This is a genomic window from Listeria sp. SHR_NRA_18 (assembly GCF_003856515.1).
Taxonomy (GTDB): domain Bacteria; phylum Bacillota; class Bacilli; order Lactobacillales; family Listeriaceae; genus Listeria_A; species Listeria_A newyorkensis.
The window spans coordinates 39,247-55,753 of record NZ_QPKR01000011.1; the positions used below are offsets into that span (position 1 = coordinate 39,247).

A 16,507-nucleotide genomic window follows, 5' to 3' on the forward strand; every position below is an offset into this window, starting at 1 on the left:
TTTTTATTCCTCCTATCTATATCCTATTCGCCTAATACACCAGCCGTTGTTTGGACTTGCGCCATTATCAGCATGTCCTTTAATTGAAGTTGACGTTCCATAAAATATTTTCTTAGCTCCATCTGTCCCTGTCATACCTTCCCACACTGCCTTTCCACTGTTTTCAAGTAATGCCTCGCGTGGAATGAAAATGGTATGAAAGCCATATTCCAAAGGGCCAACTCCCGGCGTATACCTGGAAATATCAATATACAATCCTAATTTAACCGCATCTGCTACAAAGGTATATGTGTTTGTGTCAAGGAAATAAGCTGCACCTTTAAACAATTGGACATAAGTAGCAAAGGCATTTACATACTCTTGTGTAGCTACATCCTTTGTTGCTATTTTTAATCCTGTTGCATCAATTACCCCAGCTACCGTAGAGTTTCCTGTTTTCTGAACAGAATCATCTTTAAGCGCAACATCTTTTCCGTTTAACCTCAAATAATTTTGGATAAAGTCATATCCTAGACCTGTTGTATTATTAATCCCTGTAATCCTTGCAGCTAATGAGAATTGAATAAAAGCATTAGTTGCGTTTCTGGTAATTCTAGCCCACCAGTTCCCATCTTTTCTAGCTTGCAACGGAGTATCAGATTCACTAATAATAGTCCCTGTCATTGCTTTTGAACCATCGAGTGGTAAAACATTCATCGCTGTTATCTGACTTTGTAACGTGTTAAATTGCGTCTGTAAAGCCGTCACCTGCGTTTGAAACGCGGCGAAATCACCTATATAGTCTTGAGCATCAATCTTACCTTGCGCTGGGTCTTTATCGACATGATAAGTAAAACGTGGCATTCCTGATAATTGTGTGCCGTCTTGTTTTATTAGTACAAAACGGGCATTGTCAATCTCGCCAGGTGTAGAAAACGCCTCTTTTACAAACGTATATTCAAACTTCCCATTCACCGGGTCTGTAAAATTAATCACGGGATCACTAATAATATGAATATTATCAGGAGATGCAACAAAATTCGCTCGCCAACCCGTAATATTTACAACAATCCCTGATGCAACAACTGTTACTTGTAATGTGAATGAACCATAATCACCCTGTACAGCCTCTAATCGCGGTATATCCCACGAACGTGTGTTTATATCAAGAACTGCTTGCAACACTCGCAATCCTGCCATTATGCATCACCTTCCTTGTTTATTAATGCGTGAACCATTTCTTCTAAATCGGTTACTCGTTTTTCGAGTGCTTTCTTTTCTTCTTCATTTTCGCGTGCATATTGCCATAACCACATAATTGTTTTTTGCATGTCCATCGCCATCATGTCATCTGAACGCAATTCAGGTGGTAACAATTCAGCTATAAAGCCTATTTTTTTATCAAAACTGACATAATCACCCGTGGACTCTTCATTGAATGCAGATTCTACATCTTGCCTTAATCGATAATTAAACACTTCTACAGTGTTAATCATTTCTTTTGCAGAATACCTTTTCGCCATATCTGAATCTGTGAACTTCTCAATATCCTGTTTAATCAAAGCGCTAGACATTTGAGTAAATGATTTAGCCACATGATCCGCATAAACCAACGTCGGCGTGTCCCATGATGTGTACACAATACTTGCCACTTTACCACCAGACGAACAACCAAGAGAGAGCCACGCTGTTGAGTACACCAATGGTACTTCCGCGCCCGCGAATGGAGATAATCGTATGACTTTATCTGGATTAACTGCCCCTGTATTTTCATTTATCGCCTCAATTGCTAACCCTAAATCACCATTCGTGTTCAATCTCACTTGCATAGCAGGATAAAGACTTGTATCACGCTTTGCCTTAAGACTAAATCCATCACCACCACCCATTCGTAATATTTCACGATATTGAGGTGCTGGTAATCCAGGCATATAATCGGAATACAATGTATCGAAATAACCTGCTGACCCTCTAATTGTTACCCCTTCTATATTGATTGCTCGCAATGTCCCAGCACCAATAAAATCAGCTAAAAATACGCTGTCAATACCCCATGCCGTTGTGGGTATACTGCCAATTCCATCCTTGTAAAATGCTATACCTCGCCTGTTCATCATCATAATGTTTTTAGCGGTGTTTATATCACCTGTATCAAGGAAGTACATTGTAGACGGTCTATACGTCGGGGCTGTTAAGATATCCCCACCATTCGCGCCTTGGATGTCTTGCCCTAAGCGATCAAGTTCTGATGTCATCCAATCTTGTGTGGGTACCTGCTCGATAACACTTTGAATGTCTTTCTTAAAGTTATCTGTGAAATCAGCCTTTACATCACCCAATTCAATCGATTCATAACGTTCTGTGATGACATTAAAGCGAGTACGTACCACCTTCGCTATGATGTTTATTTTCAATTTCGGATGATATACCGTGACTGTATCGCCCAGAACAACACGTTCCAGATTCGCGTACTTTTCGTACTCTTTCGTTTGCCACAGTGGTTCAAATTCCACTTTGACGTTCAACGTCGGTTCATCGTTTTTCGTCTCTTTAAAGTACTTTTTAGCCGCGGTACGTAATGTCGCAACATCTGTTACCGTGTCATCCTGCGAATAATCCACTTCTAAAATACGGATAAACGAATAATTATTGATATAGTCGCTATCAATGTATTTTTCAGGAAGTATAATCTCTTGCTCCGCACCGCTTGCATTATTTTTAACAGCAAACGGATAAATACGTGTGATAACACTCTCCACATTGACATCCATTTCCAAACCAGTGAGATTTTTACGATATAAAATACGGGCTACGTTATCGCGCCCGCGTCGTTTTAATAATCGAATTTGGAAGTTATCACGTTCTATCTCACCGCCCCATACATCTAAGAATGAGCCTTCTGTCCCAGCTACACATTGTAATGCGTTCTTACGTTTTAACTCGACATTGTTCTGTGTAGCTATATCTGAATATCCGCTGAACTTCGATGTATAGGACGTGTTTTGAAATAATTTTGCAAACGCCACGGTAGGTGTTGCATTCTCAACACTCAAACTCTCAACAAAGTTACCCGCTAGATCATTTGTGATGTGTTTCGCCTTCACAACTATCTGGCTATCAAACATCTGCTTCACTGGGTTATATGCACGGAACAACTGTGCTTTTTCGTTTGTCTGCTCATCTTCCGTCTTTACCTTGAATATCGATTCTTCACCTATTTTCGAATACAAACGGGATTCGATTGGATACGTTAATTCTAATTCACATGGTCCGTTTAACGTTTCATCTACAACGGCTGATATCGTATCTTTTAATAACCCTTGTCCGTTTTTCGAAAAGTCTGTTTCTCGTTTGTCATATAAAACTGGAATCATTAGAAATACCTCCAGTACGGATTGACTTCTATTTTCGTCACATTACCAATCCAATCAAAATAATTTTTTCCTTCTTCTAGTATTGGAAATTCAAGTGTTTCCATCAAGTTATCCGCCAATACCATAGCGCCGTTCACGGTTCTAAAAGCTATCATTGCATCACAATCCAGTTCGATAAAGTCGGTTAATCCTTTAAAAATAAACACCTGACTATTGATGTAGAGCGTGATATTTCCGGTACCGTATATCTTCATATAAGGTTGTGAATATATCGTGCCTTCGTTCTGGATGAAACTCCCCTTATTAATTGATACGGTTTGCGTTGTTAAATATTCGAATGGATCAAACGTGAATGTCACATCAAAATAACCATATTCGCGAATCGTATTATCAGCATCACCAAATTGTACCTTCTTCATCTTTCTATACACGTGTGGATCATCAGACATAATAAATTTACTACCTCGCTTAAAATACGGTTTCGCGATGCGGTAGGTCTGTTTAAAGTCCTTTACATCATCTAAAAAGTTGAACGGTATTTCATGGTCCACATCATTATAGGCGTAGGGTATAGTCAAACTACCATTACGCCCTCTGATTAGTTTTGTGTCGATATCCTGTTCCGCTGTGACAATGTTTGGTCTTTCTGGGATGCATAAGCCGTAATCAGAACAGGAAACGTTATCTATTAGCACGGTATACATCATGCACGACCTCCCCAAGCTGTTGTTTTCGTATTCGTATTCTTCGTGATGCCTTGTGTGATTTTATCAACCAGTCTATTTTCGTCTGCTGCGCCGTATAGATTGTTTGTCATATTGATAGTCACATCCGTATCACCAGCTTGTGAAAGCTTATTCTCCGCCATTGCTGGTAGATTTGAGAAAATACGATTTGATACAGCATCAGCGAACGGGTCCATACGTCTACCCATCAACGGAACAGCCGCTTCGGGTCCTTTTTCACCAATACCGATCACAGACGCTTGGTTGAAGAAGCCACCGTTTGCGTGCCAGTCTACTTTTAACTTAGGTACGCTTGGTGGTTTTAAGCTAAACTTACCGTCCAGTTTGAAGTGCGGTAGTTCTGGCATATCAATCTTAGGAAATTTCAATTTTAATCCGCTGAAAAAACCTTTAATAGCATCAATTGCCCGTTTTATGCCATCTTTCGCCGCGTTGATTGGTGTCATGATTGCGGTCTTAATACCGTTCCATACACTGCTAGTGGTTGATTTAATACCATTCCACACGCTCGAAACAGTAGATTTCACAGCATTTGCAGCACTAGAAACAACCGATTTAATCGAACTCCAAATATTTGATATAGTGTTTTTTATGCCGTTCCACACACTGCTAGAAATACTTTTAACTGTATTCCATACACTATTTATTACGTTTTTTGTAGCATTTATAGCTGTTGTTACCGCACTTTTTATCCTATTCCACACAGAAACTACAATACCTACAATCGCATTCCAAACGGTTGTTGTTATACCTTTAATCGCGTTCATTACAGTTCTTATCACATTGCTTACTGCATTCATGACATTTGTAATAATACCTTTCATCTTATTTAAAATATTAGCTACAAAGCTATAAATCACATTCCAAACATTTACAATAATCATTTTCATCTTGTTCATTGTATTTTGAATAAAAATAACAATCGGATCTAAGACTATATGAACGACATTCGCGAATTTTTGCATAATAGTTAAGAATACAGAAACAATCGCATTCCAAGCAGTTTGTATTGTTGTTGAAATGCTGGTCCATAAACCAGATAAGAAACTAGAAACCGCACTCCATACCGTAATCGCTACCGTCTTAATACCTTCCCACAACATCGTAAAGAAACTAATGAGTGGTGTAAATATGATAGTCACAACACTAACAAGGATGTTCCATGCGCCAATAAGCAAGGATGAAATAATGGTCCAAGCACCCATAATAACCGTTTGAACCAATAAAAAAATGAACGTAAATACGTTCACCAGACCATTCCATATAGTCATTGCTATGTTTACGATTCCTTGCCATACACCTGTTAAAAAACTGATTGTGCTATTCCACAGTGATACAGTTACATTTTTAATACCCTCCCATATCATCGCAAAGAATTTAATAATTGGAGTCCAGAAAGCTGATAAGATGGACCAATAAATGTCCCATGCTTTTACAAAGAAGTCGGATATCGCTTGCCAGCCTGCCATGAATATGTTTTTTATACCTTCCCACACACTAGACATGAAGTTTTTGAAGTTATCCCATTGCTTGCCGAGCCATTTTGTGATGTTTCCCCAGTTTTTAATTATCACAATAACTATGGTTATGGCAGCAACAATTAGCCCAATCCAAGCAAGAACTGTACCCCCTACCACGGCAATCGCGGCAATCGCTGGTAACAATGCAGACACAGCAACTAAAACGAGTCCCAAAATAACAATAACATCCTTCGACGTACTAGAAAGCCCACTAAACCATTTAGCAACTTTCTGCAAAATACTTGATAAACTATCTAATATCGGCGCTAATGTTTCAGATATAGCCGCGCCAAGCTCACTCATTGCTAATTTGATATTATTTAACGCTTGATCTTGTTTATCAATGGAATCTAATGTTTCATCAAATGTGGTCGAAACAGTTCCAGACGTATTTTTTGCACTATCAGCTAAGTCATCCAAGTTCAATGTGCCACGTTTGATAGCATCCACCATTCTTACAGCGCCTTTTGTACCAAATACTTCGGAAGCAATTGTTAACGCCTCTGTTTCGCTTTTTGCACCCTTAATTTTATCAACTGTACCTTTCAATCCTTGTTCAAGTGTCTTACCATCTTTTGCGTACACCACTGTTGCTTTCCCTAAGCTAGATAACGCCGCCGCGGAATCGACACCATTTTGCTCCAATTGACCGATTAAAACAGCACCTTCTTGATAAGATAATCCCATCGCTTTAATCTGCGGTGCGCCAGATATAACTTTGTCATTCAAATCGTCAACACTCAACCCAGTTGCTTGGGCTACAGATGTTGTAGTATCTAAAACGGTTCCTAAATCATCATATGACAAACCGTAAGCTTCGATGCTTTTTCTCGCATTAATGGTTGAATCTGTAACGTCTGTTCCGTTAATTTCGGCATATTTCAATAACAATAAAGAGTTTTTTTCTAACACATCATCTGTGAATCCAAATTGTGTATTTAATTCACCTACAGCGTCACCGATGGATTGGAAATCAAACTTAGAATTCCCAGCTATGTTATTAAATACTTCGCTTAAAGCTTCCCCAGCCTTACCAGTTGCGCCCGTTTTAGTGATAATGGTATCTAGCCCGTCATCCACATCGCGGAATGAATCAAAAGCGTATTGCCCCACTTCTTTCAGTTTATCCCCAATTTCCGCTAACTGTTCCGCCGCTGCAATCATCATTCCACCGCTAAGTGTTTTGTTTAGTTTATCCATACCTTCATCGGCATTGTTCGAACTATTTTTAAGCTCGTCCAGCTCATTTTCAAGCTTAGAAACCCCGCCTTTAGCTTGATTCAAAGCTGTTTCCATTCGCAAAGCTTCTGTAGAGTTTTCGCCATATTCCTGTTTCGTGAGTTCCAGTTGTCTTTCCATGTTTTCTATTTTCTTTTCTGCTAATTCCGTCTGATCCGCCACGTATTTTTCAGCATGTGCTAGTTTTTCAGCCTCGGTTGCCGTGTCTGCCATCGCTTGTTGTTCCAATTTGAATTCGCTTGATAGTTTTTCGGTTTGCGCTTCAAGATTCTTTTGAGTATCTTCTAAATCTTTAATAGAAGAAACACGACTTTTTTCCGCCGCTTTTGCTTCATCTAATTTCTGACTAGTAACCCCAATCTTATTAGCCAACTGCTGTTCTGCAATCTCGGCACTACGTAATTTCGTTTCCATCGTAGCGACTTCGGTTGAATTTTCCCCGAATGCTGTTTTTGCCTTTTCTAATTGATCTGCTGTAGCTTTCGTTTTCTGTTGTGCGACATCGTATTGTTTTTGCAAACCGTTTAAATCAGCCGCTAATTTATCGGATTCAGAACCCGTCATTTTCAATTGCTCTTGTTCTAGTTTCAGTTCTTGTCGGAACTTTTTACCCTCATTATTCATTTCTGTTATCGCTTTATTAAATTCCTGATTGAATACCTTGAATGTTATTTTAGGTTGATTATTTGCCACTTATATCACCTCTTTTTCTTTGCCTGCTTTTCTTCTTCGTGGTTCATAAATGATTCAATTGCCGTTTTATTTTCTGCCATAATGTGAATAGTTTGAATTGGTAAATGCCAAAAATCGAAATCATTAATACCAATGATGTACACATAATACGCATGTAAATCCTCGACACTATCAATTTCGAATTTCGGCATTTTTATTTTTTTACGCCCGCTTTACCTGTTTTCTTTTCGAATTTTTCAGCTAGCGTGTTACGCCCCTGCTTCGTAATAACAGCAAAATACACAATCATATCGACTTCCATATCTAGTACGTAGGACTCCAAAAACTCATCGTATGATTTACTACCTTTCTTGCCATTATGTTGAATATAAGCCGCGTACACTGCTTGTAAAAGTGGTAATGGACTCATGTCTACTTCTTCTTTCATGAAGCCTTTAAAGAATGCACCATCAATCACGCCATCATTTTGTAAAGTAAGTAAAGTTTTAGCTAAAACGGTTGTATCCACAGTTGCTGTTGAACCGTCAATAAATTCAATTTTCTTTTCCATTTCGTTTTCCTCCAATATAAAAAGACGGGTATAGCCCGCCTTTCAAATTTATTCTCTAATCTTTTCTTCTAAGAAAACGTCATATGTTGTTCCGTTTTTAACCGAAAATTTAATGACATCCCCAACATTTAACGTTTCAAAATCATATTCGAACAGTCCGCCGATATCTGTTGTTACCGAACTGCGACGACCATCATTCAGTGAAATATATACTTTTGTTTCAGGTGCATATACACCTATGACATGCAATTGTTCTGTTGTTATATTTTCAAATAACGGATCAAAAGCTGGATTAATATCTTCATACCGCAAAATTAGCGCCCCCCCTATACTTATGTTGCTATTTTCTCTACATAATTTGGATAAATAGCCCCTACTTTAGCCTCTGCTTTAACTACTGAACCTACGACAATACCAGATATGTTACCGCTAAATATGCCTGTAGCACCTGCTGTTAAAACCGTTTTATTTACTCCGTCTACGCTTATCCTAACTTGCCCGTTTTTCTCAGTTGTGCCAGAAACGACACCAGAACTAGCAACGATATTGTTTAATGTCACTTTAGCTATTTCAGCCGTTATTGTTGTAATCATCCCCGGAACTGTTGCAGGTAAATTCGGATTGCCGTCAAGCGCTCGTATATCATACTGCGCACCAGCGATGATATTAACATTACCTAGTACATAAATTCGTAAAACCCCTGCTGTGATTGTCCCGGTCAGAAGAGCTATCGATTCGCCTTTTCTGTACAATCTGCAATTCGTAACATTGACATCATTTACAGATGTACCATTGATGTATGTTTCACCATACAAAAATCTGGCGATAACTGGTGCTGGTAAGAGAGTTTTTTGACTAACTATTACTGTTTTTTCACTTTCCAAACCATATTTAGTAACAGATGAAACTTGAATTCCGTGTGTACTCATATAACTCAAATTATTAAGTGTATATGAATTGGTTGTTACCTTAACTGGGATGGTTGAACTATCTACATATACATAATAAAAAGAAGCCCCTGTGGATACGTCCCAAGTCCACGTGATGCTGGTATCTGTGAAACTTGATACCTTTAAGTTAAGGGGCTTAACTGGGAAAGACGAAATCAGCACGTGTCATTGCTGGCGTGAAATTAGTATGCCAAAGTTCGACATATTCGTCAGCAGTTTCCGGAGTTAGTTCACCAATAAACGTTTCGTAGTAACATTGACGGAAATCATCAATCATAGCTGTAAATTCAATTTCAACCTCTGCTACTTCATCCGCGCCGTTTTCTACCGTGATTTTTAGCCCGGTGCTTGACGTACAATTCGGAAATGCAATCAATTTTGTAACATCTTCGAATTCATCCATGACATCTGCGGTTAATACAAACGGTTTACTCATGCTATCCGCACCATATGCGTATACACCGACTTGTAATCCTTCATTAGATAAGCCGTAAATATCACGCAATACAGCTACTTTAATGTGGGCTGAAATAGTCAGCGTCATTTTTTGTGGTCTACTTCGCTTTTTAACCTCTACACCTTCGCATTTTTTTACTAATTCCAGTAACTCTGTTTCCCCTTCGACACTACCTGTACAACCAAACGGCGTACTTGCTGTTTCTCCATCAAATTTAATACCTAGGTTCGTGATGCGCGTTGCGTCAAAATCTTCAATAATTGTTGGCATTATTAATTACCTCCTAATGTTCTATTTATTTCTTCTAATACATCTTTTTCGAGCTGTTCTACTATTTCTGGAACTGATTCATCTAGCCCTTTTTGCATGAAACCTTGTGCGTTTTTGTTATGCGCGCCTATACCTTCATCTGGAAAAACGAGATAATTAAATGGATTTTTACTGGTGATTTCAAAGCCTAGATTACTCGGTGTAACTTTAAAAGGACTAGCAGATTGGGCGTGTTTTTTGTTCAATACACGACCTAGCCGGTCCTTCGATATATTAATTTTCTTTTCGATATTCTGAATGGCTAACGGTGCGCCTTTTTCTTTGAGCGATTTGTTTATTACTTCCTCGGAACGATTCGGCAATTTAGCCATCACATCAAGCAACCGGTCAACATCAGACGATTCTAATTCCCATTTAGCAGACATTTTTAATCGACCTTGTAAATTCGAATGTCAGTGCATCCACATATTTATCCTGTTTTCCTTTTTGTATCTGTCCTTTTTCTGATGATAAAAAGAAATATGGACCATTATCTGCTACACCAGAAAGTGACGTAATGATATCTAATTGCAATCCGTCCAAATCCGCAATAGTTTCCGCCGCAACTTGAACGGTAACGGATTGTACAAGTGTGAATTTTGATGCGTCTGGTTTTGTAAATCCTCCTGTAGAAAAGATGATATATTGGTATATTTCATCCAATTCTTCCTTTAATTCTGCTTCACTCACATTGTCTTGGAATACCTTCAAACCTGTATCTCTTTCTAAACTTTCAATGAGATATTTATTTAGCTTTTCAAGACGCGCCTTATTTTGTTCATTCATTATCATCACCCGACTTTTCGAGGTACCAAAAAAGACGTATATTGCGGTCTGGATCAATCGTAATAACATCGTAAATATCTGTACCTATTTTTACTTTTTGATATACCTGGGCTTCTTTCCGATATGGTGTTTTTATCTTAAGCGTTAAATTACCACCAATGGCATTTACTAGCATATAATCCTGCTCTCGGACAGACATTTCTTGATAGAATAGTTTCCCTTGCTCTATAAAAACATCTTCGGAACGCTTTCTATTGTCATCCCTAACAGTCTTTAATGCGCCATAGTATAAAACGCCATCATTAAAATAATCATGGTTGACTTTCTGCATCAGCAACCGCCACCTTAAACTGCAAGCTTTGAATTTGTCCCAAAAAGTTTTCTTGGAAATATTCAAATGCGTTATTATGTGCATACCGTGTACCATCGAAAAGTAGTTGTTTCGCCTCGTCCTCTTCAACGAAAGCAAAGGACGTACCGGTTACTCGCTCCATGTACGCCCCTACTCTGTTAATGATATTTTTTAACCGGTTATCCTCTGTGGTGTCGTCCCATGTGATGCGAAGATAATCCTTTACTTCTTGTAACAATTCATCAGATACCGTCATGATTATCACTCTCTTCTAACAGGGAGATGAGTGTGGCTTTGTTATCATTCGCGGAGTACGAAACACTACGACTGTCTAACTCTGCTCTTAACTCACTATTCGTCATACCTGAATAACCCGTACTTTGTAATTGTACGGGACTATCAGGGTGTAGGCGTTACTGGATTCACCACATTTACATTGATTGCTGGTGTAGTAGTAAGATCCGTGATATCAAACACTAAGAAAGAATCGTTATCTTTCGGACGACCATTCGCATACTGTTTAGAGTAGTAAAGCGTTTCATCATCCAATAGACGATATTCCGTTGATGTACGGATTTGTTGTTCCGAACCAATGCCCATGAAGTAATCGCGCGCACGACCTGCTACAGCTTTACCGACTGGAACTGCTACTGATTCGATAATTTTAAGTGGAATTGGTAGAATACCTGTTACCCATGCGCCTTGTGGTGTCATATATGTTGTAGCTGGGAAAATCTTAGCCCAATAATCCGCTGGGTTAATGATTAAAATTGCATCCGTTACCGACTTCAAACCTTCATTCGTAAGTGGTAGCATGATTTCATTAGCCAATGTAGCAGGAGTTAAATCGTTCAATGGTGTTGCTGGTTTTGATGTATGTTCACCACTAACAACGTTGTCCACATCTCGCATCATACCGATAGGCATGTCTTTCCCAGTGCCATCAACGATACCGTGTTCCAAACCTAGTGCCATTGATTCTGCCAAGATAGTGCGAACATAACGATCTAACCATGCAGGACCAAGATCAAGCATTGCATTACATACCGGGATGTAAGCAGATAGCTTGTACATGCCTGTTTGGATTTTATCGAAACCATTATCTAGCAGTTCTTTAATCTCCGCACACAATGGTCCCCACCAAGCTGTACCAACATCACCGATTGAAATAATCCATTCCGTTGTTGCGGTTGTATTCACGAAATTAATTTCAGATAGCAACGGGTGCGCTACAGTTAAATCTTCAAATACACGTTCGAATACCGTTGGTGGCAATAGGTCCGTCACACCTGCAAAACCATTACCTGCAATAACTGCATTGTAATATTTCGTTTCTTGAGCAGTTAGAACATTAGCACCACGACCAGCCAATACGTTGTTATCCACATTGCGTGTTTCTACTTCGCTTTTCGCTTTCTCTAGGATGTTATTTTGGATCGCTTCCGCCATTTTTGTAAATGCTTCTACCTGTTCTTCTTCCGTACCACCAGTTTTAACAGCGTTCAGGAAGGCATTTTTAAGATTAATTTCGTTTTCATTTTCTTTTGTTTGAATGTTTGTCATTGCCATTTTAATTTTCCTCCTCGAAATAAAAAATCATCGCTTGATATTAGCGATGTTCATAAAGATATTTTTTTGTGATGCTGCTACTTCTGTTGTATCGAAGTTGTATTTTTCGCGTAGACTTGCTGCTGTTACGTTATCTTCCGCAGGGGGAGGTGTTACAGCGTCTGCGATTTTGTCGCAGAAACCATGCGTCATACAATCCTCTGCTGTAATCCAATCTTCTTTTGCCAATAAATTTACTAACTCTTCACGTTCACCTTTAAAACGACCTGTGTACGACTCTGTGACAGCATGGTCGATATTATCCATATCGTTCGCTACCTTGCGTAATTCGTCCGCATTACCAGCGACAACCGTCCATGCTTTATGAATCATCATCATAGCGTTTCTCGGCATAATAATTTCATCCGCTGCCATTGCAATTACAGACGCGCCTGATCCAGCTAAAGCGTCCACATGTACTGTAATCTTCGCGCTATGTGCTTTCAATAGATTATGAATCGCGATAGATTCGAATACGTCGCCTCCACCACTGTTGATGTGGACATGGATTTCATTCGCATTCGATTCGTTAATTGCTTGGCGAACACTGTTTGAATCAATTTCATCAAACCAACCAGTCCCAATACTTCCGTAAAGGTAAAGTTCGGCTGTATCTTCGCCTTCAACACTGTTCTTAAATTCGAAACGTTTTTCAATTTTAGGCATTTTCATTAACTTCACCTCCCTTCGTTGGTTCGACTTCTTCACCTTGTGGTGCATAGTTTTTAGAAATATAACGTTCGTTATTTTCTGGTAATCCTGTCCGCTCTCTGCCTATCATGGCAAGATTGTCATCTACAACATTTGTGCCTGTTCTAAATAGTAATTCCAGCGCAGAAGCAACATCTTTCAAGTCTTGAACCTTAATCATGCTTGTGTCCATTTTCATGTAAGTTCGTTTCAGAACGGCATCGCGCCCATAGTATTTCCTGTTCACTTCGGCGTTTATCATTTCAGCAATCGGGTTTAAACAGAGCATTAGAAATGCGTTCATCTGTTCGTTTAATCCGACCGTATCACCCTTTGCCAAACCCAACGGAATGTGGAAACTGTTTGCTATCATTTCGAAAACATCATCAATCATCTTTTTAATGTCCCGTGAATCGGCTATTTTCCCATCACTTTTCAGTTCTTCGATGTCCATTCCGTCTTGGAGTGGTAGTGCTGAATCTTTTTCAGATAAGAATTTTTGCATTCGATCTGTCATTAATTCTCGAACCTTTTCCTCTGCCTCTTCACCCTGACCGAACATAGCTTTCAATTTGACTAATAATTTTCGAGCGTTCATTTTCTTGTACTTCGCAATACCGGTATTAAGTAGGTCCGCATAAGTAACATAGAATGCATCAATAATTTTTTTAACACTTTCGTTATTCAGAACTAGATGCATGACATCCGATTCATTAAACGTCTTACTCATTGAAAACTCTTTCAGTACCACATCTGTATATACGTTTTCTTTGAACGCGTACTTTACTTGTGAAAAACTATCCGCAACATACAATGCGTCGCCCACTTGGAAAACTAATGCTTCGTTTTCGTATACTAATTTGAAAACAATTTTCTTCCAAAATTCAGTTGCGTTCTGATTCGGACTAGCTTCAATGTTAAATAAATACCAGTTCAAATCGCGTTCTTCTTTTCCATTCACAAACGTTTGTATCTCGGCTTTACACAGCGCATTAGCAATTTTATTGACGCATGAATCAATCGCCCACCGCTTGATTGCCAATTCATTCAGTCGATCCGTAGAGATACAACAAAAAGCATTATCAACTAATGTAGCTGTGTCTGATTTACCAAATACGCCTTTCACCCAGCTATTGAAACTCACTTTCTCACCTCCCTAATATGTGTATGTGTCAAATAGCTTGAACTCCCGCGCTTCTGGTAATTCCTCATCTAGCATCAAAGCGTGTAGCACAGCAAAAAAGCCGTCCGTCTTGCGCGTCTTCGGCTCAATCTTGATATATGTTTTCTCTCCACGAGCATCAAATTTAATAGCCACATTGTTGCAGTACCATCGCATCATCATATCGTCGCCAAACACAACCGCGTGGGATGCGAATAATTTATCAACTTTAGATGATAGCCGGTTATGACTATATGGACCAGAACGAACTTGTGTTAATGGTGCGCCCGCTTCTTCAAACTTTTCTCTTAAGGTAGCGTAACGGAAACTATCCGTTGCGATATTGACGATGCGATGCTTTTTAGAATGATCTATGAACCATTGCAATGGATAACTTTCATCGATATAGTTATCTTGAATAATCGTCGCCAATCCCATTTCCACAGCTTCATGTATTGGGAATTTAAACTTCGTAATCTTCAATGACTCCGCACAAATAAACGTATGATGTTTAAAATAATATTTACCTTCTTTTTTGAACATCAATATAACGGAACAAAAATCACGAACACTTGCGAAATCAAGCGCTCCGACACACTGCATTCCATCAAAATCAACAAATGGTTGATTGGTCGCCTCGATATCTTCCCACTTAACAGCGATGCTTGTAGGGTCTTGTGAAGGACGATTCATCCGCTTCGTCATAAACTCAACCATAACCTCGGACGACGCTTGGGCTTCTTCCCAGTGTTGATGTATTTCTGTTCGCAATGGTTTATAATATAAAATCATCGGGTTCGCTTTAGGCCAGTTTTTCGGATCGTTTACTTCCTCATCGTTATCCAGTTTACAGATGAACGGGAACATCCTAGAATTAGGCTTCTCACCGTTTAATACAGCTTGTGCTAAAATCTTTCTATCGTCTAACACACTGCCACGAACATAGCCATCCGTCGTTAAATGGAACCTTCTCGGATGCCGTTTCTTACCTAAACCAGATGTATGAACTTTGTAATTTTGATAATCTTCATAGGCGTGTTCTTCATCAAAGGCAACCGCACCTGGTCGCCCGCCGTCTTTGGTACGGGCGTTCGATGTTTTGTATTTAATTGTCGAACCGTTACGCCGATGCTTGATGTATTCTAAATTCCATTGATACACGTTTTTCATTTGCTTCTTGTTGTTTTCCAACATGTTGTGAATATCTTCAAACGACGTTTTCGCTTGATCCTCTGACGTTGCGATGATATCGATGTTATACTGATCGATACCATGATTCGCCGTTGTGCATTCAAATATCATGCAGCTTAAAATCCCATTCTTACCAAAACCTCTGCCGGCATAAATGAAATAATCATTAAACATCAATTGCTCGTCGCCATCCTCGTCGATTTCAAATACAGCGAAAACAAACGCGTATATAAATCGTTGAAACGGATAGAGTGTATAAAAATACCGCTCTGCTGTAGCAATAGCGGTGTCTAATACATCATTTTTGATTACCACATTATCAGCCTTCAAACGCTGTCTAATGTATGTCATTAATTGCTTTTGTTCCTTACAACTCACAACGTCGCCTTGCTCAACCATCTGCATCCACTCGGATATGGCGGGGTGCCAATTATATGTGTTATAAGTTTGGGTCATCGTTACCACCTACATCCTTTTTAACATCCGTCGGCGGTTTTAATCCCATGAACTGCAATGTGTCCAGCATTTGTTTTGTATATTTTTGCAAAAGAATGGTACTATCATTTTTCTTAGTACCAACTTGACCGCCACCGTTATTGTATTCTGTGAAGAATCCACGTTCATTTATGTCTTTCACTAACGCTTGTTCCATATCCCAATAACCAAGATAGGAATCAATGCGATCTAGGAAAATCGGATTGTTTAAACCTTTTTCGTCAAGTTGTTTTTTCAATTCTGCTTCGATTCTTTCTCGCTTCTTCATGCGTTCTTTTTCTGATAAAAGCTTGGTAAAAGCCATTTTATACACCCCCTTATACGCGTTTTTGCTGCGCGAAATTTTGGCAGCTCCATCCCCCGTTGTCGCACCCTTCCAAAAGTTTTAAAATATTTTGATGGGGGG

At 39.2% G+C, this 16,507-nt stretch carries 19 protein-coding genes; all 19 read right to left on the reverse strand.

Features of this window, described 5'->3' with window-relative positions; all coding sequences use genetic code 11:
• Nucleotides 1-12 precede the first annotated feature (12 nt).
• The 19 genes from DUK53_RS14205 to DUK53_RS14295 all read right to left on the reverse strand — a co-directional run bounded on the left by DUK53_RS14205 (nt 13) and on the right by DUK53_RS14295 (nt 16,405).
• Entirely contained in the window at nt 13-1,179 is a 1,167-nt protein-coding gene (locus DUK53_RS14205) for a BppU family phage baseplate upper protein (RefSeq protein ID WP_124892830.1), read from the reverse strand.
• Nucleotides 1,179-3,353 (reverse strand): phage tail spike protein, encoded by a 2,175-nt coding sequence (locus DUK53_RS14210; RefSeq protein WP_124892832.1) that lies wholly within the window; start codon nt 3,351-3,353, stop codon nt 1,179-1,181. Before DUK53_RS14210 ends, DUK53_RS14205 begins: the two co-directional genes overlap by 1 nt.
• The gene (locus DUK53_RS14215) at nt 3,353-4,060 is read right to left on the reverse strand and encodes a phage tail domain-containing protein (RefSeq protein WP_124892834.1); all 708 of its coding nucleotides are present in this window, start codon (nt 4,058-4,060) and stop codon (nt 3,353-3,355) included. Before DUK53_RS14215 ends, DUK53_RS14210 begins: the two co-directional genes overlap by 1 nt.
• The gene (locus DUK53_RS14220) at nt 4,057-7,551 is read right to left on the reverse strand and encodes a phage tail tape measure protein (protein WP_124892836.1); all 3,495 of its coding nucleotides are present in this window, start codon (nt 7,549-7,551) and stop codon (nt 4,057-4,059) included. Before DUK53_RS14220 ends, DUK53_RS14215 begins: the two co-directional genes overlap by 4 nt.
• 5 nt (nt 7,552-7,556) lie before the next feature.
• Nucleotides 7,557-7,742, reverse strand: a complete 186-nt coding sequence (locus DUK53_RS14225; protein WP_124892838.1) for a hypothetical protein — start codon at nt 7,740-7,742, stop codon at nt 7,557-7,559.
• A gap of 2 nt (nt 7,743-7,744) precedes the next feature.
• Nucleotides 7,745-8,101, reverse strand: coding sequence for a F0F1 ATP synthase subunit delta (locus tag DUK53_RS14230; RefSeq protein ID WP_124892840.1), 357 nt, complete (start codon nt 8,099-8,101; stop codon nt 7,745-7,747).
• Nucleotides 8,102-8,149: 48 nt separating this feature from the next.
• Entirely contained in the window at nt 8,150-8,413 is a 264-nt protein-coding gene (locus DUK53_RS14235; protein WP_124892842.1) for a hypothetical protein, read from the reverse strand.
• A gap of 20 nt (nt 8,414-8,433) precedes the next feature.
• Nucleotides 8,434-9,030, reverse strand: a complete 597-nt coding sequence (locus DUK53_RS14240) for a hypothetical protein (protein WP_124892844.1) — start codon at nt 9,028-9,030, stop codon at nt 8,434-8,436.
• A gap of 157 nt (nt 9,031-9,187) precedes the next feature.
• On the reverse strand, nt 9,188-9,778 hold the full coding sequence (locus DUK53_RS14245) for a phage tail protein (RefSeq protein ID WP_124892846.1): 591 nt from the start codon (nt 9,776-9,778) through the stop codon (nt 9,188-9,190).
• 2 nt (nt 9,779-9,780) lie between these two features.
• The gene (locus tag DUK53_RS14250) at nt 9,781-10,203 is read right to left on the reverse strand and encodes a hypothetical protein (RefSeq protein ID WP_124892848.1); all 423 of its coding nucleotides are present in this window, start codon (nt 10,201-10,203) and stop codon (nt 9,781-9,783) included.
• Nucleotides 10,193-10,603 carry a hypothetical protein gene (locus DUK53_RS14255; protein ID WP_124892850.1) on the reverse strand — a complete coding sequence of 137 codons (411 nt, stop codon included), beginning with the start codon at nt 10,601-10,603 and terminating at the stop codon, nt 10,193-10,195. The genes DUK53_RS14250 and DUK53_RS14255 overlap by 11 nt, the downstream gene beginning before the upstream one ends.
• Entirely contained in the window at nt 10,596-10,934 is a 339-nt protein-coding gene (locus DUK53_RS14260; protein ID WP_124892852.1) for a phage head closure protein, read from the reverse strand. Before DUK53_RS14260 ends, DUK53_RS14255 begins: the two co-directional genes overlap by 8 nt.
• Entirely contained in the window at nt 10,915-11,211 is a 297-nt protein-coding gene (locus DUK53_RS14265) for a phage head-tail connector protein (RefSeq protein ID WP_124892854.1), read from the reverse strand. Before DUK53_RS14265 ends, DUK53_RS14260 begins: the two co-directional genes overlap by 20 nt.
• Nucleotides 11,198-11,317, reverse strand: coding sequence for a hypothetical protein (locus DUK53_RS18015; protein WP_368665725.1), 120 nt, complete (start codon nt 11,315-11,317; stop codon nt 11,198-11,200). Before DUK53_RS18015 ends, DUK53_RS14265 begins: the two co-directional genes overlap by 14 nt.
• A 37-nt stretch (nt 11,318-11,354) precedes the next feature.
• Nucleotides 11,355-12,524 (reverse strand): phage major capsid protein, encoded by a 1,170-nt coding sequence (locus tag DUK53_RS14275; RefSeq protein WP_483306208.1) that lies wholly within the window; start codon nt 12,522-12,524, stop codon nt 11,355-11,357.
• A 27-nt stretch (nt 12,525-12,551) separates the two neighbouring features.
• Entirely contained in the window at nt 12,552-13,244 is a 693-nt protein-coding gene (locus DUK53_RS14280; protein ID WP_124892856.1) for a head maturation protease, ClpP-related, read from the reverse strand.
• Nucleotides 13,222-14,397, reverse strand: coding sequence for a phage portal protein (locus tag DUK53_RS14285; RefSeq protein WP_124892858.1), 1,176 nt, complete (start codon nt 14,395-14,397; stop codon nt 13,222-13,224). Before DUK53_RS14285 ends, DUK53_RS14280 begins: the two co-directional genes overlap by 23 nt.
• A 12-nt stretch (nt 14,398-14,409) precedes the next feature.
• Nucleotides 14,410-16,062 (reverse strand): terminase TerL endonuclease subunit, encoded by a 1,653-nt coding sequence (locus DUK53_RS14290; protein WP_124892860.1) that lies wholly within the window; start codon nt 16,060-16,062, stop codon nt 14,410-14,412.
• On the reverse strand, nt 16,046-16,405 hold the full coding sequence (locus DUK53_RS14295; protein WP_124892862.1) for a P27 family phage terminase small subunit: 360 nt from the start codon (nt 16,403-16,405) through the stop codon (nt 16,046-16,048). Before DUK53_RS14295 ends, DUK53_RS14290 begins: the two co-directional genes overlap by 17 nt.
• Nucleotides 16,406-16,507: the final 102 nt, after the last annotated feature.